Genomic DNA, 22,431 nt, shown 5'->3' with positions numbered 1-22,431 from the left:
GTCACCCCAAACCGACCGTTTGCCAATCGATGGAAAGGAAAATCCATGCGCAAAACGATAGTTCTTGCCGCCGCCGCCAGCCTGATGCTGGCGGGTGCCGCCAGTGCCCAACAGCAGCCCGCGCAACAGCCCGCTCCGGCGCCGACCGCGCCTGCTCCAGCCGCCCCTAGCGCCCAGTCGGCCGTGCCGACGATCCAGAGCGTCAACATCGTCGACATCACCGAGCTGCCAAAGGACACCCAGACACAGGTCAACCAGGTGATTGCCCAGCGTGGCGATGACGGCTTGAAGAAACTGCGTAGCTCGATCGACGCCACGCCCAAGGTGAAGTCGGCGCTGGAGGCCAAGGGGCTCAGTTCGGCGCAAGTCGTCGCCGCCAGCATGCAACCCAATGGCGCACTGACCCTGATCACCAAGAAGGCGAGCTGACAAAGCGGCGCGGCGGGCCGGTATCCAGCCCGCCGGCCGCATCGGCAAAGGAACCTTCGCCGGACGGGAATCGTTTTGCTTCTTTCGCGCTAAACCGCGCCCCGAAACGACGTCTCTCAGGAGCGAGCGATGGCGACCACCTTTTCTCCCAAAAGACGGCTGCAGGCGGCCACCGCCATGGCATTCCTGGCGGTGGCAGGTTCTGCTGCCGGACCGAAGGCGCAAGGGCTGGAAAGCACGGAGACCGTCAACCGCATCATCGGCTCGCAGGTCAAGCAGGAAGAAGCCAAGACCACCGCCGAAGCCGGAAACGTCAACACGGCAATCGACCGGACGCGTGAAAACATCGGCACGGTGCGCAAGACGTCCAAGCTTGACAAGGTGGATATCGTGTTCCTCACGGACGCCGCGCGCATTGAAGGCGGCCCGCCGCCAGCGATCGAGAGCAAGGTCAGACAGCATCAGGACGACATCGCGGAGCTGCGCAAGGAGATCGAGGCCAACGCGCTGCTGTTCAACGCCATCGAATCGCGGCGCGTGCTTGCGCAGGATATTCTCGCCGTCGAATTCGGCGATCCCGGAAAGATCGTCATCTACGCTGCGGCCAAGCCGTCGAACTGAGCTGAGCACGCTGGGAGATCTCACAGCTTGCCCATCACCTTCTGCTGAAATCCGTAGACCTCGCGCTTGCCGCCAAGCGGCACCAGCGTGACGTCGCGCTCCTGTCCTGGCTCGAAGCGCATGGCCGTGCCGGCGGCGATGTCGAGGCGCATGCCTCTGGCACGCTCGCGGTCGAACTTCAGCCCCTTATTGGTCTCGAAAAAATGGTAGTGGCTGCCGACCTGAATCGGCCGGTCGCCGCTGTTGGCGACTTTCAGGGTGACGGTCGGCAGGCCCTTGTTCAGCTCGATGTCGCCGCTCACCGTAATGACTTCGCCGGGGATCATCGCCACCCCTCACAGAACGCCGAAGACGAGGCCGAGACCAACCGCAGCGCAGGCGGCACCCGCGGCGCGGGCCAGGCCACGGAACCGGATACCAAGACCGAGCCCGGCGGCGATGCCGGTGGCATGGAGAGCCGCTGTGGCGATGGCAAAGCCGGCCATGTATTCAAGCCCGCCGGCATTCTCCGGCACTTCGGTGCCGTGGGCGTGGCCGTGGAACAGCGCGAACAGGCCAATGATGGCGACGCCGGCCGAGACCGGCAGATCGACCGCCAGCGCCACCAGCAGTCCGAGCGCCACGACCGATGCCAGTATGCCCGGCTCGACGAAGGGCAGCGGCATATGCAGCATGCCGAGCACACCGCCGACCAGCATGACGCCGACAAAGGCCGCCGGCCAGGCAAGAATCGCCTTGCCGCCCTTGAGCGCGGCCCACAGTCCGACGGCGATCATCACCGTCATGTGATCGAGGCCGGAGAGCGGGTGCATGAAGCCGGCCGCGAAGGAGGAGGTGGTGCCGATGCCGATGCCGACATGGGCATAGGCCGGTATGGAAGCGGCCAGCAGGAGGATCGCCGACAGGCATAGGCGTTTGGCAGGGATCATTCTATTTGCCTTTCGTTGGGCCGGTCGTGCTGTTCACGCGGCCTTGCGGGGGGCCGCAGCCTTCGGCCTTGAGAACGCGCCTGGTCGACGCCGGATATTTCTTCAGCATCGCCGCCGGCCGGATCGGCCGCGCCGAAAAATTGCCGCCGCAATTGGGGCAGACGCCGCCCAACACCTGTTCCACGCAGTCGATGCAAAAGGTGCACTCGAAGGTGCAGATCAATGCGTCCGCCGCCTCCGGCGGCAGGTCCTTATCGCAGCATTCGCAGTTGGGGCGCAGCTCAAGCATTCTTCTCTCCTCACCGGATCGGTTCGTGCACGGTCACCAGCTTGGTGCCGTCGGGGAACGTCGCCTCGACCTGCACGTCGTGGATCATCTCGGCGATGCCTTCCATGACTTGCGCGCGGGTCACGACGTGGGCGCCGGCCTCCATCAGTTCGGCGACCGGGCGGCCGTCGCGGGCACCCTCGACGACGAAGTCGGTGATCAGCGCGATCGCCTCCGGATGGTTGAGCTTGACGCCGCGTTCAAGCCGCTTGCGCGCCACGATCGCCGCCATGGCGATCAGCAGCTTGTCCTTTTCCCTCGGCGTCAGGTTCATGCGTTTTCCCAAGCTGGTAGCGACAGGCCTACAGTGACCATAATTTGGGCAACCCCGCTCTTCCGTTGAGCAATTCGACGAGTGGAACCAGCCGTTGGCGCAGCTGGTAGCCATCCCCAGCGTAGAGCCTCGCAAGAAGCTTGCCAGATTTCTGCACGCTCCAGACACTGGCGCTGCCGTGGTCGCCGACGATCGCCAGAACCGGATCGAGCAGGGCTTCGGCCCGCGGCGACACCAAAAGCAGCGTCGCCATCGCGGTCGCGCCACCGGCTACCGCCGGGCGGTCGAGCGTGGCGGCGATATCGGGTCCGATGCGGAAATCCTCGGCATGAATGAGGGAGCCATCCTGGCGCACACGCCAGCGGTCGTGGAAATGCCCCTGCGTGGCGCGTTCGCCCATCGCCAGGCGGCCGAAGACGGCGGCTTCCAGCACCAGCGCCTCGGCGCCGACGGCAAGCTCGACGTCGAGCGTGCGGACAAAGGCTGCCCGGTCGAAAACGATGGTTTCCTGCGGCAGCCAGGCGATGCGGCCGTTTTCGCCGACCGACAGATTGACCCGCACTTCGGCACGGTCGGATGCCGCTCGGTAGATCTTCTCGCAGGCCTGGGTCGTGATCGACGCCGAAGCAGCCGCGCCGACATCGACGTCCCAGGCGATACGGTCGCCGCCGGTCATCCCGCCGGCGGTGTTGATCAGCACCGCTTCGAGCGGATCGGCCGAGACAGAAGGCATCCTTATCTTGGCGGCACCGTCCTGATAGAGGCGCCGCAGGCGCGTGCGACCCTCACTGAGAGCGCAGGAAAGCCGCGCCACGCCCGCAACGCGCTGCGTCGAAATCCCGCCATGTTCAACCGTATCCATGCCTGCACGTTAAGCACTCCGGCGGCTTTGTCGACCTGGAGTTCGATATAGCTTGTTGCTTGACAACGTTTCGGTTTCTATAGAGGGAACCACCTTGGTACGGTCATGCAGCGCTTGGCGGGGGTATAAAACGACGACGGCGGCTTGATACCAGGAGAAAAAGGGGCGCTGCTCAGTTGGCGTCGGGAAACGTGACATAGTGGGGAAGAAACCGAATGGCCGACCAGCTGGCAACGGATATCATCGCGAAGATCAAGGCTCATGCCGAGCCGGGCGGCGAAGAAATCACCACCACCACCGAATTGACCTCGCTTGGTATCCATTCGCTCGAACTGACGGAGATCATCTTCGATCTTGAGGAAGAGTATGGCATCGAGATCGAGATGAACACGGTCGACGCCTGGAGCAATCTGAAGAATGTCGGCGATATGGTCGAAGCCGTCCGCGCGCTGATCGCGAAAAAAAGCCTGACCTGAATGCGGCAGCGCGTTGTCATCACCGGCATGGGCGGCATTTGCGGGCTCGGCACCAGCGCGCCTGCGATCTGGAACGAGATGCGCGCCGGCCGCTCGGCCATCGGCCAGATCACAAGTCCGCAGCTGCATGACCTGAAGGTCAAGGTCGGCTGCGAAATCAAGACACTTCCCGATCACGGCATCGACCGCAAGCAGACCGTGTCGATGGACCGCTTCAGCCTGTTGGCGACGATCGCAGCCAGGGAAGCCATGCAGCAGTCCGGCCTGGTTTCGAATGAGGCCACCACCTATCGGATGGGCACCGTCGTTGGTGTCGGCGTCTGCGGCTGGGAGGCGATCGAAGAAAGCTATCGGGCTATCCTGATCGAGGGCAAGAATCGCGCCGGCATCTTCACCGTGCCAAAGGTGATGCCAAGTGCGGCCTCCGGCCACGTCAGCATGAATCTCGGCCTGCGCGGCCCGGTCTTCGGCGTCACCTCGGCCTGCTCGTCGTCCAACCACGCCATCACCTCGGCCGTCGACCAGATCAGGCTCGGCCGTGCCGACGTCATGGTCGCCGGCGGCACCGATGCGCCACTGGTCTGGGGTATCCTGAAGGGCTGGGAAGCCTTGCGCGTGCTGGCGCCCGACACCTGCCGGCCATTTTCGGCCGATCGCCAGGGCCTGTCGCTCGGCGAGGGCGCCGGCATGGCGGTGCTGGAGACCTATGAGCACGCCATGGCGCGCGGCGCCACCATCCTTGCCGAAATTGCCGGCGCCGGCCTCTCCGCCGACGCGTCCGACATCGTCGCGCCGACCATCGACGGACCAACGGCCGCCATGCGCGCCTGCCTGGCCGACGCCGGGTTCAATCCCGAGGATGTCGACTATCTCAATGCCCACGGCACCGGCACCAAGGCCAACGACCAGATCGAGACGGCGGCGATCAAGCGCGTCTTCGGCGACCATGCCTACAAGCTTTCCGTGTCGTCGACCAAGTCGATGCACGCCCATTGCCTCGGCGCATCGGGTGCATTGGAGATGATCGCCTGCGTGAATGCGATCCGCGAAGGCATCGTGCCGCCGACCGCCAATTTTCGCGAGGCCGATCCCGATTGCGACCTCGACGTCACGCCGAATGTGGCGCGCGAGCGCAAGGTGCGCACCGCGATCAGCAACGGCTTCGCTTTCGGCGGCACCAATGCGGTGCTGGCCTTCAAGGCTGTCTGATCCCAGGCGATCCTGACCGGACCCGTGGTTACATCTGCCTGATATTGCGGCTAGTTGAACGAGGCGTAACGGTCGCGTGCAGAACGTCCGCCAAGCGACCTTGCAGGACGATCAAATTAGTTCTGTGCAAGAGCCGACTGAAAGTCCTTGGTGTTATTCCGATTGGGATAGGGCTGGTCCGGCACTGGCACGCCAAGATGCAGGCAGAGCGGCTCCCATCCGTCTCCCAGATTGTGGACCAGCAGCCGACCTGACGGCACTGTCGCAACGACCGCCCTTACATTGGCTTCGTAGACGGCCATGGCATTGGCGCGATCGTGCGGCCGGCTGTCGAAGACCTGCCTGGAGATCAAGGCAAGACCCAGCGATTCCTGATCCGTGCTCTGGCTGATACCTGCCAGGATCGTTTTCTCAAAGCTTGTCCACCAGCTTTCCGGCGATCGGTATGTCAGGATGACCCGTGCGTCGGGATAGAACTCAATCAGGTCACGCCAATAGTACGCCGAGGGCCAGTCGATGCAGGACGCGTAGCCCGCAAACAGCTGGTTCCAGTCTGGTGCCGCGCCCTTCGCCAGCGCACGCCAAAGCCGCTTCTGGTCGTCATTGGCCATGACTTCGAACATGTGGTGACAGGGACCGAAGCCAAGGATCGTCAGCGCCTCGCGCATCGAGTCCGTTCCTGTCCGGCCAAAGCCCGTTCCGATTACCCTTATCACCATTGTCCCTCCTGGCTCAGGCCCACAGCCGTCACGTCAATCGCTTGCGAGCACCACCCGCAGGCGGTTTCCCTCGGGATCGGAGAGGTCCAGCGCCCCGTTCATTTGCAGCGAGGGCATGTGCGCATCGTCGAGACGTCGCGCGATGGCCGAGAGGTCTTCCTGGGTAGGAAGCACGATGGTAAAATGCTCGAGACCTGCCGCGCCGAGCGGTGGCTCTTTCAACTCGTCGCGAGCCCAGATGTTGAATGCCACCATGTGCGGGCGTTCCCCGGTGCCGCAGTCGAACAGGCCAAACGTTGCAGACTGGATATGTGGCTTGAAGCCAAGCACGCCGAGGTAGAACGCCATCAACGTTTCGGGCGACCGCGCACGCATATGAATGTGGCCGATGAAGCTGTCCGCCGCCAGCGGAACCTTGACACGGTCCGCCGTGCCAAGCTCCTGCAGCAATCGATCGATATCCAGAGGTTCGAGGCCGGAATGCCTTGTGCCGTCCTTGGCGACAAGCGAAACACCGCCGCCAGCCGTCTCTTCCCTGGAGGCGAGGCGCCCGGGCGTGTCGAAGCAGATCTCGATCCCGTTGCCTGATGGATCGGAAACGTAAAGGGATTCCGAGATCAGATGATCCTGGGCGCCGTGCCTCAGGCCTGAGGCACGCAGCCGGGCTGCGACCCGGGCCAATTCCTTGCGTGTCGTGACATGAATGGCGACATGAAACAGATCGCGGGACTTTGGCGGCAGGACGGTTGTTGCTCCAGCGTGCAACACGATAAGGGTCTTGCCGTCGACGCCGAGTTCGACGATCCCGCTGTCCCTGGTCAGCGTCGAGAGGCCGACGACGTCACGCCAGACCGGCAAAGCGGCTGGAATGTCGACGACGCGCAGATGGACCGGCCCGAGACGGGTGGCGTTGGCCAGAGTTTCTTGCCTCGTCATCGGCCGTTGCCTCCCTGCGGCGCTGGAACATTAGCCGCGAAAGATATGCCTGTCTTGCGCATAATTCGGGTCGACCTCGCCAGGGGTAGCCGGCCGTTGCCGCCCCTGTTGTCACTTGGATGTCCGGCGGGCAATCCATGACATGGTGGACCCGTCCGTGGGTAGTTTGACGCGCCGACTGCCGCCGCGTTGATGGCCATCGCGAGAGGCGTGCTGCCATACCCACAAATTCCTGCGACTGTCCGTGCACGGCGAAACTGCTGCTGACATATTGATCAGGATCGGCCGCGCCCCTAATTCTGCGTGGACCCGCCAAAACCGCGCCGCTCGACGCCAAATCCCCATTCAGGAGTTTTCCATGGCTGACCTGTCCGCCTTTCCGATTGCAACACGCTGGCCGGCCAGGCATCCCGACCAGCTCCAGCTCTATTCCGCGACAACGCCGAACGGCGTGAAGATATCGATTGCCCTGGAAGAGCTCGGCCTGCCCTACGAGCCGCATTGGGTCAACATCGGCCAGAACGAAAGCTGGACGCCGGAATTCCTGTCGCTCAATCCCAACGGCAAGATACCGGCGATCATCGATCCGAACGGTCCCGACGGCAAGCCGATCGGCCTGTTCGAATCCGGCGCCATCCTGCTCTACCTCGCCGAAAAGACCGGCCTGCTCATGCCCGTCGACGCCGCGCGCCGCTACGAGACCATCCAGTGGGTGTTCTTCCAGATGGCCTCAGTCGGGCCGATGTTCGGCCAGGTCGGTTTCTTCCACAAATTCGCCGGCCGCGAGATCGCCGACAAGCGCCCGCTGGAGCGCTATCGCGATGAATCAAAGCGACTGCTCGGTGTGCTCGACATCAGGCTGAAGGGGCGCAAGTGGATCATGGGCAATGACTACACCATCGCCGATATCTCGCTGCTCGGCTGGGTGCGCAACCTGATCGGCTTCTACGAAGCGCGCGAACTCGTCGGCTTCGACGATTTCACCAATGTGGGAACATGGCTGGAACGCGGTCTGGCGCGGCCAGCGGTGCAGAAGGGCCTGACCATACCCGCCAAAGCCTGACGCAAGTCAGCTAGGCCTTGGAGAAGGCTACTTTGCCTTCGCCTTGGCTTTCGAGCCGCCCTTGCCGACCATGGAGGCTGCAAACGATGCGGTGCCCCTGGCGGCGATGACGACCGCGCCCGCCGCTACATTGGCCGCAGCCTTGACCGTGCGCATGGCGCTGCCCGAGATCGAGGCGTCAGCGCTAGCAGCCTTTTTGGGCTTTGCGGCTTTCGGCGCGGCTTTTGCTGCTGTCGGCACCACTTTCTTCGGCGCCGCCTTGCCAAAGGCCGGCTTGGCGTCCTTCGAACGGGCGGTGATCGCCGGGCCGGCGCCTGCCTTGGATTGGGTTGCCTTGCCCTTGGCGGGCGCGGGCTTTCTTGCCTTCTGTGCCATCGCACGGACTCCCTCTTTTGGCAGAATTGCCTTGTCGGCGATAACGGCCTGAAAGTCTTAAGGTTCCCCTTGCGCAATCCGTAGAATCAAGCGGAAAGGCCGATCACCAGATCGGCGGCACTGCGGCGGGCGAGCACGCGCTCGATGTTGGGCATGTCGTTGGAAGCGATCCAGGCGCGCGCATCCGCATCGGAGCGGCCGTGCCCGTGCCAGCGCTCAAGCAGGCGGCGCTCGAGCTCGTTGCGCGGCACGTCGACGAAGATCGAGAAATCGAACAGCGGCGCCAGCCGCGACCACGGCTCTTCGTCGAGCAACAGGTAGTTGCCCTCGACCAGGATGAATTTGGTCTCGGTGGCGACGATCGAGGCGGCGGCGCGCGACAGCTCCATGTTGCGGTCGAAGACCGGGATGGCGATGTCGGGTTCGCCGGCCCGGATACGTTTCAGCAGGGCCTCAAAACCGGCAAAGTCGAAGGTTTCCGGCGCGCCCTTGCGCGCGCGCAGGCCGCGCCGCTCGAGCACGGCGTCGTCATAGTGGAAGCCGTCCATCGGCACGACTTCAGAAGCACCTTCGGGCAGCAGGTCATGCAGCCGCGCCGACAGCGTCGACTTGCCGGAGCCTGGCGGCCCGGCAATGGCGACGATGAAGCGGTTTGCCTTGCCGGCACGCTTGAAGATGGTGGCGGCGAGATGGGCGATTTCGGACATGACAGCCTCGCTGGCAGGAGCTTCAGATCCACCATGTTCCGCATGATGATTTCGGCCACATCTTGGCGGCAGTTCGTGGAAATTTCAAACCCTGCGCTCGCGCAATCCCATCAGGCGGCCGCGGGCTGGCCGATGCGCAGGAAATCGCTGTCGAAGGGAACCTCCCAGGACGAGCCGCCGGCTGCCAGCCGCATGCGGCCATCCGCCGTCGTGACCTCCTGCGGCGGCTCGCCGCCGGACAGCGGCATGGCGCCGATGACATGGCGAAAGGAAACGCTTTGGCCTTCGCCCAGCGCAAAGGCGGTCGCCACCCCTTCGCGCTTCAGCCAGTTGTCGCCGATCGAGGCGGCATGGCCGACGGCAGCGCGGCCGTCCTCGATGCCAAGCACGCCAAGGTGGCGGCCGCTCCAGGGTGCGTAGTCGCGCCCGCCATTGCTGAGCCACAGCATGGTGATCGGCAGCTCGGCGGGGTTCTTCAGCACCAGCACCAGGTCCTCTTCGGCCTGTCGCGCAAGCGCGGTCCAGCCCGGCCCGCCATGATCGGCCTCGACCAGGGTGATGAAATCCTCGCGGCGGTCGTCCATACGGTATTCCGTGAGATCAAGCGTGCCGCCGCCGGCGGCGGGAAAATGGCTGAGATCGGCGGAGCGTGCCGGATAGGCGAGCATGAAGCGGCCGCGTGCGGGATCCGGCTCCAGCGGATCGTCCAGCGTCGCGGCAAACCGCTTTGGCGAAAAGGCCAGCCTGCCGCCGCCGGTCATCGACGTCATCGGGTGATGCGCGACCGAAATGGCGCCATGGCCGCCGCAAAACTCATGCTCCTGGTAGAGGAAGGGATGGTCGTCGCGCAGCGTCAGGATCTTGTCGACGCTCGCGCCCATCACCTTGTGCCGCAGGCGGTAGACCGCGCGCCAGCCATCGCCTGTCGCAGCGCTCTCGACGACATCCCAGGTGCTGTTGGCCGGCCAGCCATGCAGCGGCGCTTCCTCGACATCGCTGCGTGAAAACGGCGCGCAGAGAAAATCGCCCGACAGCCGAACCGTGCCTTCCGGCAAATTGTCCGGCAGCGTCTCGTTCGCATCGACCCAGGGCGCGCGGTGCAGCGGCTTCAGCTGCCGCCCGCCACCGTCGACGACCATGTCGGCGATGTGGCCGACCGTGAGGTCGAGCGAAACCGAAATACCCCTGGCCTTGATCGTGCTGATGGTCATTGCGTTCTCACCGATTCTGCAGGCGCAAACAGAACCCGTTCGGCGGCGGTTACGCAAGCACTGCGGCAGGCATTTTGCATCAAGGGTTGCCTTCACCCTCCCCCTTGTGGGGCGAGGAACCCAAGCGAGGGCATGACATTCCTTTGTATGACCGGCATTAACCAAATGGACGCAACAGCCGCGTTACGTTAGCTTCGTCTCATCTCAGCAACAGCCGACCCCAGAACAGACCTGCCCTTGTCCAACCTGCGTCCCCTTCCGCTCATCCAGAGAGTTTTTGCGGCACTCGCCCTGCTGGTGCTGCTTGCCGGCTGCACCACCACGACGCCGCCCGACAGCGTGCTGGCTGTGCCGGCGCCGGCGCAGAAATATGCCGCCATCGTCGTCGACGCCAGGACCGGCAAGCAGCTGTTCGAGGTCAATTCGACGGCGCAGCGCTACCCGGCCTCGCTGACCAAGATGATGACGCTCTATCTGCTGTTCGAGGCGCTGGAGGCCGGTCGCGTCACCAAAGAGACGCAGATCCCGGTGTCGGACCATGCCGCCTCGCAGCCGCCGACCAAGATGCGCTTCCGGCGCGGCGAGAGTATCGACGTCGATTCGGCGATCCGCGCCATCGTCGTCAAATCGGCCAACGACGTGGCGGTGGCGGTCGGCGAATATCTCGGCGGCTCGGAGGATCAGTTCGCCGCCATGATGACATCCAAGGCGCGCCAGATCGGCATGACCAGCACCACCTTCCGCAACGCCTCGGGCCTGCCCGACGACAGCCAGATGACGACGGCGCGCGACATGGCGGTGCTCGGCATGGCGCTTCATCAGCGCTTTCCCCAGCAATTCCACTATTTCTCCGAAAGCGACTTCATGTTCCGCGGCAGGCTTGTGCGCGGCCACAACGACATGCTCGGCCGCGTGCGCGGCGTCGACGGCATCAAGACCGGCTACATCAGGGCGTCGGGCTTCAACATCGTCACCTCCTACAATGCCGACGGCCGCAACCTGATCGTCGTGGTGATGGGCGCCGACTCAGCCCGCCAGCGCAACGACCATGTCGAAGCGCTGATCCAGCGGAGTTTGTCGCCGACCATGGATGGCACCAAGACCAAGCTGATGTTCGCCGAGCAGTAGTGAGGAAGCAGGGCGGTTCGCGCCTGGCTTGCCCCGGCTGCCAGGGCAATCGATTCAGATTTCGAACTCGCACCATCTCCCTTTTCGGGCGTTGATGCCGCCCCTCACCTGCCTGCCGGCATCCTCTCCCCGTATAGTGACGGGGAGAGGGGCGCTCTCGTCGCCGGTTTCGCCAATCATCAACGTTGCAAGAAGGACACCGTCGTTGCGGCCACCCCCCTTCTCCCCGTCACTATACGGGGAGAAGTGCCCGGCAGGGCGATGAGGGGCGGCGCCGACCTCGACAATTGCCCGATGACGGCAACTATGCTATAAACTTGCGTATGGTGCTGATTTGCGCCAGTGACCCGCCGCAAGGCGGGTTTTTTGTTGCCGGTGCCGTCCTTCCACAGACTCGGAGCAAGGAGCGAAGCAACGCAGCGCAGACCCCATGGTCTTCGCGACGGAGCGTCGCCCACGGATGACGACGATCTCCAATGCCTCACCGCGCCGTCGCCAGCCACATCGCCTCTCCGATCAAAACCACTTGTCCGGCATGCGAAATCCGTGTCCCGCGCTGGCTATGCGCCGCCACCTCTGCTTATCGTCCATCGCAGCACCACAGCAGGAGCCCGCACCATGAGCACCGTCCCGAAAACGCCCGAGCAGGCGGCAGAGAACGACAATGGCGGCGAATATTTCGAGGCGCCGATCATTGGCGAGCACGAGGCCGACCAGACCTCGGACGAGCAGCTCGAAACGCCCGATGTGCCCGACTCGGAACCATCCGCTCCAGGCGCATCACGCGGCAAGCCCAAGAAAAAACCGTCGGCGATATCGGGCCGCAAATTCCGCAAGCGCGATCTCGTGCGCATCGACACGCTGCGCCCGAGCCTCGCCGACCGCATCCACGCCGATCACCCGGACCTGCCGACCGGCGCCCGCATCAGCCGCGCCGAGCTCGGCCGCTACCGCATGCGCTACATGGAGGAGCTTCTGCAGCAGGAGCACGGCGAATTCTCCGAGCTCGACCGCCAGGTGGTCGAATCGATCGCCAGACAAGACACCATTTCCGAAAACTCAGAGGAGGAGTTTGAGGAACACCGGACCTTTGCCGACCGTGTCTCCGACAACATGGCGGCCTTCGGCGGCAGCTGGTGGTTCCTGATCTCGTTCGGCAGCGTGCTGCTGGTGTGGATCGGCATCAACCTGATCGCCGGCATGAGCAGCGCCTTCGATCCCTACCCCTTCATCCTCCTCAACCTGCTGCTCTCCTGCATCGCCGCCATCCAGGCGCCGATCATCATGATGAGCCAGCGGCGGCAGGAGTCCAAGGACCGCCTGCGCTCCTTCAACGACTACCGCGTCAACCTCAAGGCCGAGCTGGAAGTGCGCCATCTGCACGAAAAGCTCGACTACCTCATCTCGCGCCAATGGACGCGGCTGGCCGAAATGCAGCAGATGCAGCTGGACGCCATGCACGAACTGGCGGGTGCGAAGAAGCCGAAGCGGGCGGTGCGGAGAAGGCGCACAGTGAAAAGTGAGGCGGCAACCTCATAGGCCGCAGCCTGGACGCCCGAGCCAGGTCGCTGCGCCATTCCTCCAATTGCCCGTTGAAGCCCGCGCCTGGTTCCGCTAAGAAGCCGTGACTTGCCGGTTCACCGGCTGGTTCGTTTTCCGGATTACCGGGAAGCACCCGTAGCTCAGCTGGATAGAGCGCTGCCCTCCGAAGGCAGAGGTCACAGGTTCGAATCCTGTCGGGTGCGCCACTTTTGTACTGCAAAAACATGTAGTTAGCAAGACCATTTCTTGATGGGAAGAGGTCGGGAAAGACGTCGCGGAAGCACCACGGAAGCAGTCGGCAGGATATTCGGATTAGCTATAGGCCAGACGCTATCCAGTCAGGCGCCCGTTTCCCGTCAAACCAAACTACCGATTGCGGCAATAGCTACGTTTATGGCCGTGACGATGCTTTTAGACAACGGCCAGTTTCAACCTGCCCACGTTAGGGAACTTGCCACCCGGCAAGCCTTGGCCAGTCTAGCGAGATTTATAAAGTGGTTGCGTTCAGCAGAGCATCCTCGTCCGCAAGCGAAACATGTTGTTGACGGTGCAAGCGTCGACCGTCAAATCGCATAGTCCGAGCGTGGCGGGCACGCAAAACTAGATCAGGTATAGCAGTCGCTAGAAATATATGCATTTAGTGCAGCGGCGACCTGACCTTAGCGGTCAAAGTCTTTACCAAGTGTTGTTTCTGGGCAAGGGCTGTCCGTTGAGGCGCTCACGCCGCGAGGATTGAAGAATGCTCAACCAGTCAGAAACACTCTACCCATCTCTGACCCCACTCGCGGTCCAAGTCCGCTGGAAGGTTCCAACCGAATTCCCGGCGTGCCCGGAGGAATTCACCGACGACGCCCTTCTTCTTTATGAATCGCGCCTCTCTTTCAGCAGTGTCTTCGCGCGCAACCAGCTCTCCACGAGCCTCGTCGTCGACCGGAATCTCAAGGACGATGACCTGATCGTACTCACTCATTTTGCCGGCGAAGCTATAAAGAATTGGGCAGTGGCCCACATTTCAATCCATGACGGCCTTTTCCATCACCGAAGTGAATTCACCTTCTTCAGTCTCAAGGGCGCTCTGAAGCACTTCTGCGAATTAACGGGCGAAGGCCTTGGCGACTCGATCGATGACTATTGCTCATGACGTACCAGCTAATGTCGATGCAGAAATGGTGCTGCATATCGACGATCCCGGTTGAGCGCAGGTGTCGAGCGTGCGCGATGACCTAGTGAGCGGTCAGGTTCGAAGTCACGGTGCCGAGCAGCATCAAGAGGGATGATGCCGGAGGTGGCCAAGATGGAACATGAGAACCTGCTAGTCGTCGGTGCCGGCTTCTCGCGTAACGCTGGGCTGCCCTTGGCTAGCGCTTTCACCTCGGCCTTGCTCAACACGACGAGGCTGAATTTGACCGGGCCAAGCAACGCCTTGGTGCGGTTCGTCGAGGATTTTGTCAACGCAACGTTCGCCGAGGGACAAAGCGCCTTGGCCGAGGATTGGCCGGAACTCGAGGACGTGTTCACGCTGGTGGATCTGTCCGCCAACACCGGTCACCACCTCGGCAACTATTCGGCTTCCGAACTACGCCTGGTGCGCCGCGCCATGTTAGTGCGCATGATCCTGATGCTCTCGCAGCACTACACGAGGGCCCAGCGATCGCCGAACGCTGATTGGCGACAGCTCGAAAGGTTCTTCCGAGAGTTCGATGAGAGCCAGACTGCCGTCCTCAGCATGAACTGGGACACGGTAATCGAGGCAGGACTTGCCCGAACCCAAGGGTTGGACAGGATCGATTATGGCTGCGATGCGACCGGCGTGGACTTCCAGACTAACGGGCAACTGCGCACTCGGCGGCCGAACAGTCGCACGAGGGTGATGCTCACCAAGCCACATGGTTCGGTGAATTGGCTCTACTGCGATGCGTGTCGCGACGTTTTTTGGATGCCGCCCAGTAGCGTTAGCAAGGCTGCACAGATCCTATTCCGCGAACAGGATTGGAGAGCGGTGGCGAATCGCACGCGTCTACGGCAATCGAACCCTGTGCGCGGTCCCGCCTGCCCGCATTGCGGCAATCACGCCCTGGGCACCCGCTTCGCGACCTTCAGTTACCGCAAGGCCTTGGACTTTCCGATGCATGCGGCCAGCTGGCGCACGGCCGAGAGGCACATGCGCGACGCTACCCACTGGATCTTCTTCGGCTACTCGATGCCCAGCGCCGACTTCGAGTTCAAGTACCTGCTCAAGCGGGTGCAACTGGCGTTGCGCGACAAGCCGCGGATAACCGTCATTACCGGAGGCACGGCAGCGGCGGCGACTGAAACGGTGCGCCGGTTTGACAAGTTCTTCGGCAACGTGCCAGGCGAGCGCTTCTATTTCGCGGATGGACTCACCGACGAGGTCCTCGACCATCTGCGCGACATAGGCGTGATGAACCCATGATGTGGAGATCGTGTAACTGATGCAGGGCGGGGGAGTTGGGAAAGCGGCATTCAGATGGCCGTCGCAGGTCGACCGCAACGCGTTCCCCATTCGGCCATTCTTGTCATACGGTCCAGACGCCGAAAGTAGCCACAATGCGGTGCTCAAACAAGAGTCCCTATGACGTCCGCACCTTTAGTCCCTCAATCACAAAATCCGTGTTGTTGGCCCACCAGGCCAGACCAAAAAGGCGGGTCGAAGTCTCAGCTAGAAACTCCTCATAAGTTGTGGATTTCGGCTACAGAATTTTTTCGTAAAGCAGCCAGAACCGACGAAACATGGTCCTTTACTGAATTTGTCATCCTTTCCATCAAGCCGTTTGGATTTGCTTCATGCCGACGCTGCTTCATTTGTCCGACCTTCACCGCTCCAAAGCTGATCCGCTAGACAATGACACATTGTTGGCTTCTCTCCTCAACGATATTGATCGTTTCGCGCTCAATCACGAGCGACCCCAAGCCTTGATCGTGAGCGGGGACCTCATCCAAGGTGTTCGCTTGGGAGAAGCGAACTTCGATCACGAGATGAGGCAGCAGTACGCCGACGCTTTCGATTTAATCGGGCGCCTTTGCGACGCTCTTCTAAATGGTGATCGTTCAGTCGTAGTAATCGTGCCTGGTAATCACGACATTTGCTGGAACACTTCCGTTTCGTCCGTTGAACCCGTCACCAATGACAGATATCCCAAGCCATTGAAGCCAGCGCTGATAGCGCGCGACGGGCAGTTGAGATGGTCGTGGGAAGAGCAGCGTCTCTACCGGGTAAGCGATCAAGAAGCATACAAGCGCCGACTCGGAGCTTACTGGGACGCATTAGAGAAATTCTATTCCGGAGTCGATCTGCCTGCTCCGATTGACCGGACTCGCGGCTTTCACCTGTTTCGACTTTTCAACAATGCCATGGTAGTGGCGGCGTTCGAGTCCACTCACCGGAATGACCACCTGCGATTCGAAGCGGAGCTCGCTACTGGCGTTGTCTCTCGTTGCAGCTTGGAGCTTCGAAAGCTAGGGTTGAACGCCTCGTTGCTTGCGGCGGTTTGGCATCACAGTATTCACGGTCCTCCTAGTAGGGACGACTACCTGAATATCGAGACCATCACGGAAATGGCTGGGCTTGGTTTTCAAATCGGGTTTCACGGCCATCAGCATCTGGCCGAGAGTACTGATCTGTCCGTTAGTATTGGTGGCGGATCCACGATGTGCGTGGTTAGCGCTGGTTCCCTGTGCGCGGGGTGGACTGATCTGCCACGAGGGACGAACCGACAGTACAATATGGTCCGGTTTGACGCCGACCTTACGAGCGCGACCCTGCACATTCGCGAGATGGCGGAAGGCAACCAATTCTCGGCGATGAAAAGAGGGCGGTTTGTCGATGGCGAGGTTCCGCTGACGTGGTCCCCGAACCTTAACGGCGCCGGCCAGCCAGCGAAACCTGATCAAAGACGACTAAATCACCTGACCATCGCGGTAGAGGAGTCAGTTAGGCGACGACTAGCCACTCCGGCAACAACGGAACTCTTGGCTCTCAAGCCTTCGCCAGGAACCTACCCACGCAGGGTTTTGCTATCTGCCCTTCAAGCAGCCGGTGATTGGCAGGCGATACGGGCCAACTTCTGGCCAACAAATTACTCGGACGAGGCGCTGGCCGCCGCCGAGGCCGCTTATCAGTTGAAAGACCTCGAATGCCTAGACGCCGTTATCGCTAGCGGCCAACTGCGGGAGGAACATAAGGACACCTTCAAGGTCCGCCGAGAGATGCTTTTGATGGGGAGAGGGCGGTGATTATGGACGAAACACTCATTCCGTTTGACGTCGAGACCTCACGGATCATCGAGCTCCTTGCCAAGCAAATCTATCAATCACCATTCGCATTGCTCCGGGAGAACGTGCAAAACGCTTTCGACGCCATACGGGAAAGAATGCAGATCGATAGGAATTTCCACCCCCGAATCGACGTCAGCATCGAGCATGATAGGATAAAGATCGCCGACAACGGTATCGGTATGTCGCGTGACGAGTTGAGGCGCCACTTTTGGACCGCCGGTAGCAGCAGCAAGAATAATCCGGAAGCTCGCGCCGCCGGCGTTGTTGGAACCTTTGGTATCGGAGCGATGGCGAATTTCGGGATCGCGAAAATCGTCATCGTCGAGACCGAAAGTGCCCGTGCCTCGGAGCGAACCCTGTCGAGTGCAAAGCGGGAAACTTTATCGCTGCGGGAGGACTGCGTGACGATGCAGCGCCTCGAGGTTATCGGGCAACCCGGTACGGTCATCACGGCTGAGCTTATGTCGCCGGGATCCATAAATTTGGTGGAAGCAAAACGGTACCTGCGGGAGTTCGTCAGGCTCGTTGATGTTCCGATCTTCGTCAACGAAGAACTCATCAGTCAGGTCCCGCTGGAACAGGCCGTGCCTGCCATTCCGACGAACTATTACGAGCGGCTGGAAGCGGTTCGCGTGGGCCCCAACCTCCAAGCGACAGGTGATATCGCAATCTCGGGTAACGCCATCATGCGCTTAGTCCTGACCGATCTGTTTTGGAACGGTCAACCATTGAAGGGCCATTTGGCGCTGCGTAGCGGTGACGGGGCCATCCACACCGCCCGAAGCGGGTTCGGCCTTGCGATGGCTCCAATAAACTCTATCTACGCCTTCGGCGGCGTGATTGACATGCAAGTCCTGCAGCCCACGGCGGGTCGCGAAGCACTCACGTCGGACGGCGTGCAACTGCTACAGTCGATGATGACGGAAATTGACAATTTCGCTTCCGAGCGCCTGTCAAACACCGAGCAGTGCAATCAGAGCACCCCATTCATGCAATGGATCTGCTCAAATGGGCGCTACGACCTCGCGGGCAATTTAGCCATAGAGGTTTCGGGACAAGAGGATGTATCCTTGAAGGATGCAGTCGTTTTATCCAGCCAGCGCACTGTTCGTTTATATGGTGGCAGCGATCCAACCGTCATCAAAACGTTCTCCTCCGAGGACTCATTCCTGCTAATCTTGTCGCGAAACAATCCTCGGCGGCATTGTCAGGAGGGATACCTCGGACGACATCCAGTGATCGAAGCTATCCCGGACAGGCCAACCGTCGTTAATCTGCAAGAAGGCATTGACCTAACCAGTTCAAAATGGGCGGTTTCATACCGTCTAGTATCAATCATCTCCGAGGATTTTTTCATCGACGTCGAGGTGGCGTTTGGAGAGATTTCCCATGGCGTGGCTGTGGTGGTGGACCAAAGTAAAAGGAGCGGGAAGACGCTGGTTATTCTCAACTCCACGGCCACGGCGGTGATCACGCTCCTTCAGGTGTACGAGACACATCTTGACGCGTTTCGAAGCTTGGCAAAGGACTTCGCGCGGAACGTTATATTCCCACACATCTCGCAAATTGTTCCAAGCAGCACTCGCCAGGGAGCGGAAGCCTTTATCGAAGCGATGCGCAGAAAGAGGGAAACATTCGAGTACGATAGCGACGAACTCGATGAACTGCCTTCGATCATGAAGGACTACCACGAAGGAAGGATTACACTTGAGACGCTGATCGACAAATCGAAGTTCGCGGCGCAAACAAGCGTTCAGATCGTGGAAGGTGCGTCGCCGGTTCGTGATGTCGTGCCGGATCTCATCGAAAACGAGAGAGCCGTTCAAGACCCGGCTAACCCTCATACCCAATGGATCGCCGAGCCCTCGATACTGCGTACCGAAATTGGCTCGCCCGCAAAGCTGATAACCATTGATCCCTCTGAACCGGACCTGCGCGGTTACAGGTGCTTTATCGCGCTTGCTCCAAGGACTTTCACCGAATTCGGTGATTTCTTCACGCAGCCGCACTCCACCTCGGTTGTTTGGGGCGGACAGAAAGCGCTGTTCATCTTCATCCACCACTCAGGCGAGTTTGGCGTTTACTACGATATGCAGACAATGGACTTTGTCAGTGAGAGCGCCGGGGGCGGTTCCCACCGAACGTGCACGATCATGCTGAGAGACCGCATTTACATTCCAGTGCCACCATCGATACAAGCTAGTTTCATCCCAAAACCCGGTGAGAAGAAGCGCTTTGAGATAAAGGCAGACCTTATCAGAACAGGTGCCGCCAAGTCGATGTAAACCATTATGTTGTGAGTAAGCGCCGAAACATCACGCCAACATACTCTTTCTGAGGCGTTGTCTTAGTCAATGCATTTTGAGGATTGAGGGGTAACTTTCTGCGCCGGTGCCCGCGTCAAAACGGGTACCGAAAAACACATCAGCAGGTGCGCTCGTGCCCGAATTAGGCCCATTGCGGACGAGTGGCTCCAAGATGGCTACCTCGCCATGACAACGTGACTTGAGGAATGATCACGCTGTTTTGAGAAGCGGCCAACTGGTTACGGTAGCCCCTTGTAGGCCAGCCGAGCCCGCACGCCGTCAGCCCCCCGCCATCACCCGCACACTCTCCCGTTCCACCAGCGGGCACTCCAGCTTCGTGATCGGATACCGCCCCCGTCCAGGCGCCGCCGGTGCCTCCAGCTGCTCGATCGCCCATTGGCCCATCGCCATGTGCGGCAGGATCGAGGTGGTCAGCGGCGGGAACAAATGCCGGGCGATTTCCTCGTCGTCGTAGCCGACGACGGAAATATCCCCAGGGATGTGCAGGCCGGCTTCCTTCAGCGCTTCGTAGCAGCCGATCGCGGTGCGGTCGTTCTGGCAGAAGATGGCGGTGGGCCTGTCCTTCAGTGCCAGCAGCTTGACGGTCGCGGCGTAGCCGGCGCTGGCCGACCAGTCGCCCTCGACCACCAGGTCGGGATCGAACGGGATGTCGGCGGTGGCGAGCGCGCGGCGGTAGCCTTTCAGCCGGTCCTGGGCGGCCTGCATCCACGGCTCGCCGGTGATGGTGGCGATGCGGCGGTGGCCGTGGCTGATCAGGTGGCGGGTCGAGCTCTGGCCGCCGGCGATCTCGCTCGGCACCACGGCAGGGAAGGCATAGTCCGCCGTGTAGCAGTTGAGCAGGATCACGGGGATGTCGAGGCCGTAGAGATAGTCGGGCGCTGATATCTCGCGGGTGAAGATGGTCATGTAGATCAGCGCCGAAATGCCCCGCTTGGTGAGTGCCGAAATGGCGCGCGGCTCCATGACGGAATCGCCCAGCGTCTGCGCCACCAGAAGCACATTGCCGGCATTCCACGAGGCCTGCCGCGCGCCCTCGATGGCGACCACGGCTTCCGGGCTGGTGGCGAGCTGGTCGACGGCAAAGCCGATCACCCCGTCCAGGCCTTCGAAGGCGGGGATCGGCGGGTGAAGGGCCTCGAAAGCGGGCGCGGTGTAGCCAAGGGTCCGCGCGGCTTCGATCACCCGGTCGCGGGTCTGCTGCGACAGCTTGATGCCTGGCGAATTGTTGAGCACGAAGGAAACGGTCGCCTGCGAGCAGCCGGCCGCCCTGGCAATGTCGATCATGGTGACGCGGCCCTTGGCGCCCTTGGCCGGCGCCTTGCGTCGCCTCGCCGTGTCGCTGGCCGGATCCGTCGTCTCGCTCATGGCACCCCCAAATCCCAGTCTGTCCTAGCGGCAGCCGGCCATGCCGGCAAGATGGCGTGACGCCGTCGATTGATGGAAATCGTCAAAGGGCATTTATAACTATTAGTGACCCAAGGTCCATCCGCCATACGCCTCCGCACAGGTTGAAACGCAAATGCCGCAAGGCTCTCGCCTTGGCGCAGTCGAGGGCGGCTCGTCGGCGAATAGGCCGCGAAACCACGGTCATGTCTTCAGAATGCACCTCGAAACTAATACTGTTTACTAATACAAAAATGCGCTGTACCGTCAATCCGTCGCGTCCGGCCCGGTTGGTCCGGAGCGGCGGGAGTGTACGAGAAATAGCCCGATGGCGAGCGGATCTTACCTCCGCGAGCCTTGTGTCGAATATGTGATATGTCTGACAAATCGGACTATTTACGAATGAAGGATGAGTCTCTAAGGTCGCTGTCGTGGCTGGAACGACGCCATTCTTTCGGTGCCGGGAACCCCTTTGAGGAGGAGGGCGTCCAAGCTGCAAACGGCAAAATCAGGTCAGTGCAAGATCGGCCGGTCCAACGACTGAGCCAAACGGGAGGTTGAACATGAAATCCTTGATACGAAATGCATCCGTAGCCGCGACCGCGCTGCTGCTTGGCCTGTCGGCCACGGCAATCGCGCGCGCCGACGACAAGCCGACGCTGGCCTTCGTCGTCAACGGCGCTTCCGATTTCTGGAAGGCCGCCGAAGCCGGCGTCAAGAAGGCGCAGGGCGAGCTGCCGGACTACACGCTCGAGCTCAAATATCCCGAGCAGTCCTCGGTCGCCATCCAGCAGCGGCTGATGGACGATTTGGTGACCGCCGGCGTCAAGGGCATCATGGTCTCGGCCGTCGATCCGAAGACCTCCACCGATGGCCTCAACAAGATCGCCTCGGAAACGGCGCTGTTCACCACCGATAGCGACGCCCCGCAGACCAAGCGCGTCGCCTATATCGGCTCGTCCAATGTCGATGCCGGCAAGCAGGCGGCCGAAATCGCCAAGAAGGCGATGCCCAATGGCGGCAAGTGCCTCGGCTTCGTCGGCCTGCTCGGCGCCGACAATGCCAAGGAGCGCATCCAGGGCATGAAGGATGGCCTGGCCGGCACCAAGATCGAGCTGATCGACGTGCGCGGCGACGACATCGACCAGGCGCGCGCCAAGAAGAACGTCGAGGACGCGCTGGTCGCCAGCCCCGACGTCACCTGCATGGTCGGCTTCTACTCCTACAACACGCCGCGCATCTATGAAGCGCTGCGCGATGCCGGCAAGCTCGGCTCGATCACCGTCGTCGGTTTCGATGACGATCCGATCACGTTGGGCGGCGTCAAGGAAGGCACCGTTGCCGCCACCGTCGTGCAGCAGCCCTTCGAATGGGCCTATCAGGGCATGAAGCTGATGGCTGCCTATCTCAAGGGCGACAAGTCGGGCATCCCGGCAGGCAACCTCATCATCATCCCGACCAAGATCATCGGCAAGGATGACGTCGACGCCTATGCCGCCAATCTGAAGGCGATGTCCGGAAACTAAGACATAATGCAGTTCAGCCGGCTCAACGTCGCTTGGGCCGGCTGCTCGCATTGACGAACACCGCGAGGATCGTCAGTCTGCCAAAAGATC

General features: G+C 61.4%; 23 protein-coding genes and 1 tRNA gene. 13 read left to right on the top strand and 11 right to left on the bottom strand.

From position 1 onward, the window contains the following. Nucleotides 1–45 precede the first annotated feature (45 nt). Nucleotides 46–429 carry a hypothetical protein gene (locus EN993_RS03370; protein WP_127262382.1) on the top strand — a complete coding sequence of 128 codons (384 nt, stop codon included), beginning with the start codon at nucleotides 46–48 and terminating at the stop codon, nucleotides 427–429. 129 nt (nucleotides 430–558) lie between these two features. Further along, nucleotides 559–1,050: a hypothetical protein gene (locus tag EN993_RS03365; protein WP_127262381.1), complete on the top strand. Its 492-nt coding sequence runs from the start codon at nucleotides 559–561 to the stop codon at nucleotides 1,048–1,050. A gap of 20 nt (nucleotides 1,051–1,070) precedes the next feature. Here the strand turns inward: EN993_RS03365 and EN993_RS03360 are convergent, their stop codons facing one another. Genes EN993_RS03360 through EN993_RS03340 form a run of 5 tightly spaced genes read right to left on the bottom strand, consistent with a single transcriptional unit; the run spans nucleotide 1,071 to nucleotide 3,443 of the window. After that, the gene (locus EN993_RS03360; RefSeq protein ID WP_127262380.1) at nucleotides 1,071–1,376 is read right to left on the bottom strand and encodes an urease subunit beta; all 306 of its coding nucleotides are present in this window, start codon (nucleotides 1,374–1,376) and stop codon (nucleotides 1,071–1,073) included. A 9-nt stretch (nucleotides 1,377–1,385) separates the two neighbouring features. Next, nucleotides 1,386–1,979, bottom strand: coding sequence for a HupE/UreJ family protein (locus EN993_RS03355; RefSeq protein WP_127262379.1), 594 nt, complete (start codon nucleotides 1,977–1,979; stop codon nucleotides 1,386–1,388). Between the two features lies 1 nt (nucleotide 1,980). After that, entirely contained in the window at nucleotides 1,981–2,268 is a 288-nt protein-coding gene (locus tag EN993_RS03350; RefSeq protein ID WP_127262378.1) for a DUF1272 domain-containing protein, read from the bottom strand. A 10-nt stretch (nucleotides 2,269–2,278) separates the two neighbouring features. Continuing rightward, nucleotides 2,279–2,581, bottom strand: coding sequence for an urease subunit gamma (locus tag EN993_RS03345; protein ID WP_023693076.1), 303 nt, complete (start codon nucleotides 2,579–2,581; stop codon nucleotides 2,279–2,281). 28 nt (nucleotides 2,582–2,609) lie between these two features. After that, complete coding sequence (locus EN993_RS03340) at nucleotides 2,610–3,443, bottom strand: urease accessory protein UreD (RefSeq protein WP_127262377.1); 834 nt, start codon at nucleotides 3,441–3,443, stop codon at nucleotides 2,610–2,612. A 215-nt stretch (nucleotides 3,444–3,658) separates the two neighbouring features. Here EN993_RS03340 and EN993_RS03335 point away from each other — a divergent pair, with 215 nt between their 5' ends. Beyond that, nucleotides 3,659–3,919, top strand: coding sequence for an acyl carrier protein (locus tag EN993_RS03335; protein WP_127262376.1), 261 nt, complete (start codon nucleotides 3,659–3,661; stop codon nucleotides 3,917–3,919). After that, nucleotides 3,920–5,128: a beta-ketoacyl-[acyl-carrier-protein] synthase family protein gene (locus EN993_RS03330; protein ID WP_126067207.1), complete on the top strand. Its 1,209-nt coding sequence runs from the start codon at nucleotides 3,920–3,922 to the stop codon at nucleotides 5,126–5,128. Between the two features lie 116 nt (nucleotides 5,129–5,244). Here the strand turns inward: EN993_RS03330 and EN993_RS03325 are convergent, their stop codons facing one another. Continuing rightward, on the bottom strand, nucleotides 5,245–5,847 hold the full coding sequence (locus EN993_RS03325; RefSeq protein WP_127262375.1) for a sulfotransferase family protein: 603 nt from the start codon (nucleotides 5,845–5,847) through the stop codon (nucleotides 5,245–5,247). A gap of 33 nt (nucleotides 5,848–5,880) precedes the next feature. Next, the gene (locus EN993_RS03320; RefSeq protein ID WP_127262374.1) at nucleotides 5,881–6,783 is read right to left on the bottom strand and encodes a VOC family protein; all 903 of its coding nucleotides are present in this window, start codon (nucleotides 6,781–6,783) and stop codon (nucleotides 5,881–5,883) included. 358 nt (nucleotides 6,784–7,141) lie between these two features. Here EN993_RS03320 and EN993_RS03315 point away from each other — a divergent pair, with 358 nt between their 5' ends. Next, on the top strand, nucleotides 7,142–7,846 hold the full coding sequence (locus EN993_RS03315) for a glutathione S-transferase N-terminal domain-containing protein (protein WP_127262373.1): 705 nt from the start codon (nucleotides 7,142–7,144) through the stop codon (nucleotides 7,844–7,846). A gap of 27 nt (nucleotides 7,847–7,873) precedes the next feature. Here the strand turns inward: EN993_RS03315 and EN993_RS03310 are convergent, their stop codons facing one another. From EN993_RS03310 to EN993_RS03300, 3 genes are all read right to left on the bottom strand, one after another. Continuing rightward, entirely contained in the window at nucleotides 7,874–8,221 is a 348-nt protein-coding gene (locus tag EN993_RS03310) for a hypothetical protein (protein ID WP_127262372.1), read from the bottom strand. Nucleotides 8,222–8,307: 86 nt separating this feature from the next. Next, a complete protein-coding gene (locus EN993_RS03305; RefSeq protein WP_127262371.1) occupies nucleotides 8,308–8,928 on the bottom strand; it encodes a nucleoside triphosphate hydrolase in 621 nt (206 codons plus the stop codon). A 110-nt stretch (nucleotides 8,929–9,038) separates the two neighbouring features. After that, nucleotides 9,039–10,139 carry a hypothetical protein gene (locus tag EN993_RS03300; RefSeq protein WP_127262370.1) on the bottom strand — a complete coding sequence of 367 codons (1,101 nt, stop codon included), beginning with the start codon at nucleotides 10,137–10,139 and terminating at the stop codon, nucleotides 9,039–9,041. A 237-nt stretch (nucleotides 10,140–10,376) separates the two neighbouring features. Between EN993_RS03300 and EN993_RS03295 the strand changes: the two genes are divergently transcribed. The 7 genes from EN993_RS03295 (at nucleotide 10,377) to EN993_RS03260 (ending at nucleotide 19,390) form a co-directional block, all read left to right on the top strand. Then, nucleotides 10,377–11,267: a D-alanyl-D-alanine carboxypeptidase family protein gene (locus EN993_RS03295; protein ID WP_127262369.1), complete on the top strand. Its 891-nt coding sequence runs from the start codon at nucleotides 10,377–10,379 to the stop codon at nucleotides 11,265–11,267. Nucleotides 11,268–11,885: 618 nt separating this feature from the next. Beyond that, the gene (locus tag EN993_RS03285) at nucleotides 11,886–12,806 is read left to right on the top strand and encodes a DUF1003 domain-containing protein (RefSeq protein ID WP_127262368.1); all 921 of its coding nucleotides are present in this window, start codon (nucleotides 11,886–11,888) and stop codon (nucleotides 12,804–12,806) included. A gap of 132 nt (nucleotides 12,807–12,938) precedes the next feature. Next, nucleotides 12,939–13,015, top strand: a tRNA-Arg gene (locus EN993_RS03280). Between the two features lie 533 nt (nucleotides 13,016–13,548). Next, the gene (locus tag EN993_RS03275) at nucleotides 13,549–13,950 is read left to right on the top strand and encodes a hypothetical protein (RefSeq protein WP_127262367.1); all 402 of its coding nucleotides are present in this window, start codon (nucleotides 13,549–13,551) and stop codon (nucleotides 13,948–13,950) included. Nucleotides 13,951–14,103: 153 nt separating this feature from the next. Then, a complete protein-coding gene (locus tag EN993_RS03270) occupies nucleotides 14,104–15,243 on the top strand; it encodes a hypothetical protein (protein ID WP_127262366.1) in 1,140 nt (379 codons plus the stop codon). A gap of 371 nt (nucleotides 15,244–15,614) precedes the next feature. After that, nucleotides 15,615–17,063: a metallophosphoesterase gene (locus tag EN993_RS03265; protein ID WP_127262365.1), complete on the top strand. Its 1,449-nt coding sequence runs from the start codon at nucleotides 15,615–15,617 to the stop codon at nucleotides 17,061–17,063. A gap of 2 nt (nucleotides 17,064–17,065) precedes the next feature. After that, nucleotides 17,066–19,390, top strand: a complete 2,325-nt coding sequence (locus EN993_RS03260) for an ATP-binding protein (RefSeq protein ID WP_127262364.1) — start codon at nucleotides 17,066–17,068, stop codon at nucleotides 19,388–19,390. 300 nt (nucleotides 19,391–19,690) lie between these two features. Here EN993_RS03260 and EN993_RS03255 read toward each other — a convergent pair whose 3' ends face one another. Then, a complete protein-coding gene (locus EN993_RS03255) occupies nucleotides 19,691–20,797 on the bottom strand; it encodes a LacI family DNA-binding transcriptional regulator (protein ID WP_206532341.1) in 1,107 nt (368 codons plus the stop codon). 581 nt (nucleotides 20,798–21,378) lie between these two features. Here EN993_RS03255 and EN993_RS03245 point away from each other — a divergent pair. Next, nucleotides 21,379–22,341 carry a sugar-binding protein gene (locus EN993_RS03245; protein WP_127262363.1) on the top strand — a complete coding sequence of 321 codons (963 nt, stop codon included), beginning with the start codon at nucleotides 21,379–21,381 and terminating at the stop codon, nucleotides 22,339–22,341. The last annotated feature ends 90 nt before the right edge of the window (nucleotides 22,342–22,431 follow it).

Source organism: Mesorhizobium sp. M7D.F.Ca.US.004.01.2.1 (assembly GCF_003997785.1).
Classification (GTDB): domain Bacteria; phylum Pseudomonadota; class Alphaproteobacteria; order Rhizobiales; family Rhizobiaceae; genus Mesorhizobium; species Mesorhizobium loti.
The sequence above is the reverse complement of the archived record's forward strand: the minus strand, read 5'-3'. Positions and strand labels throughout refer to the sequence as shown.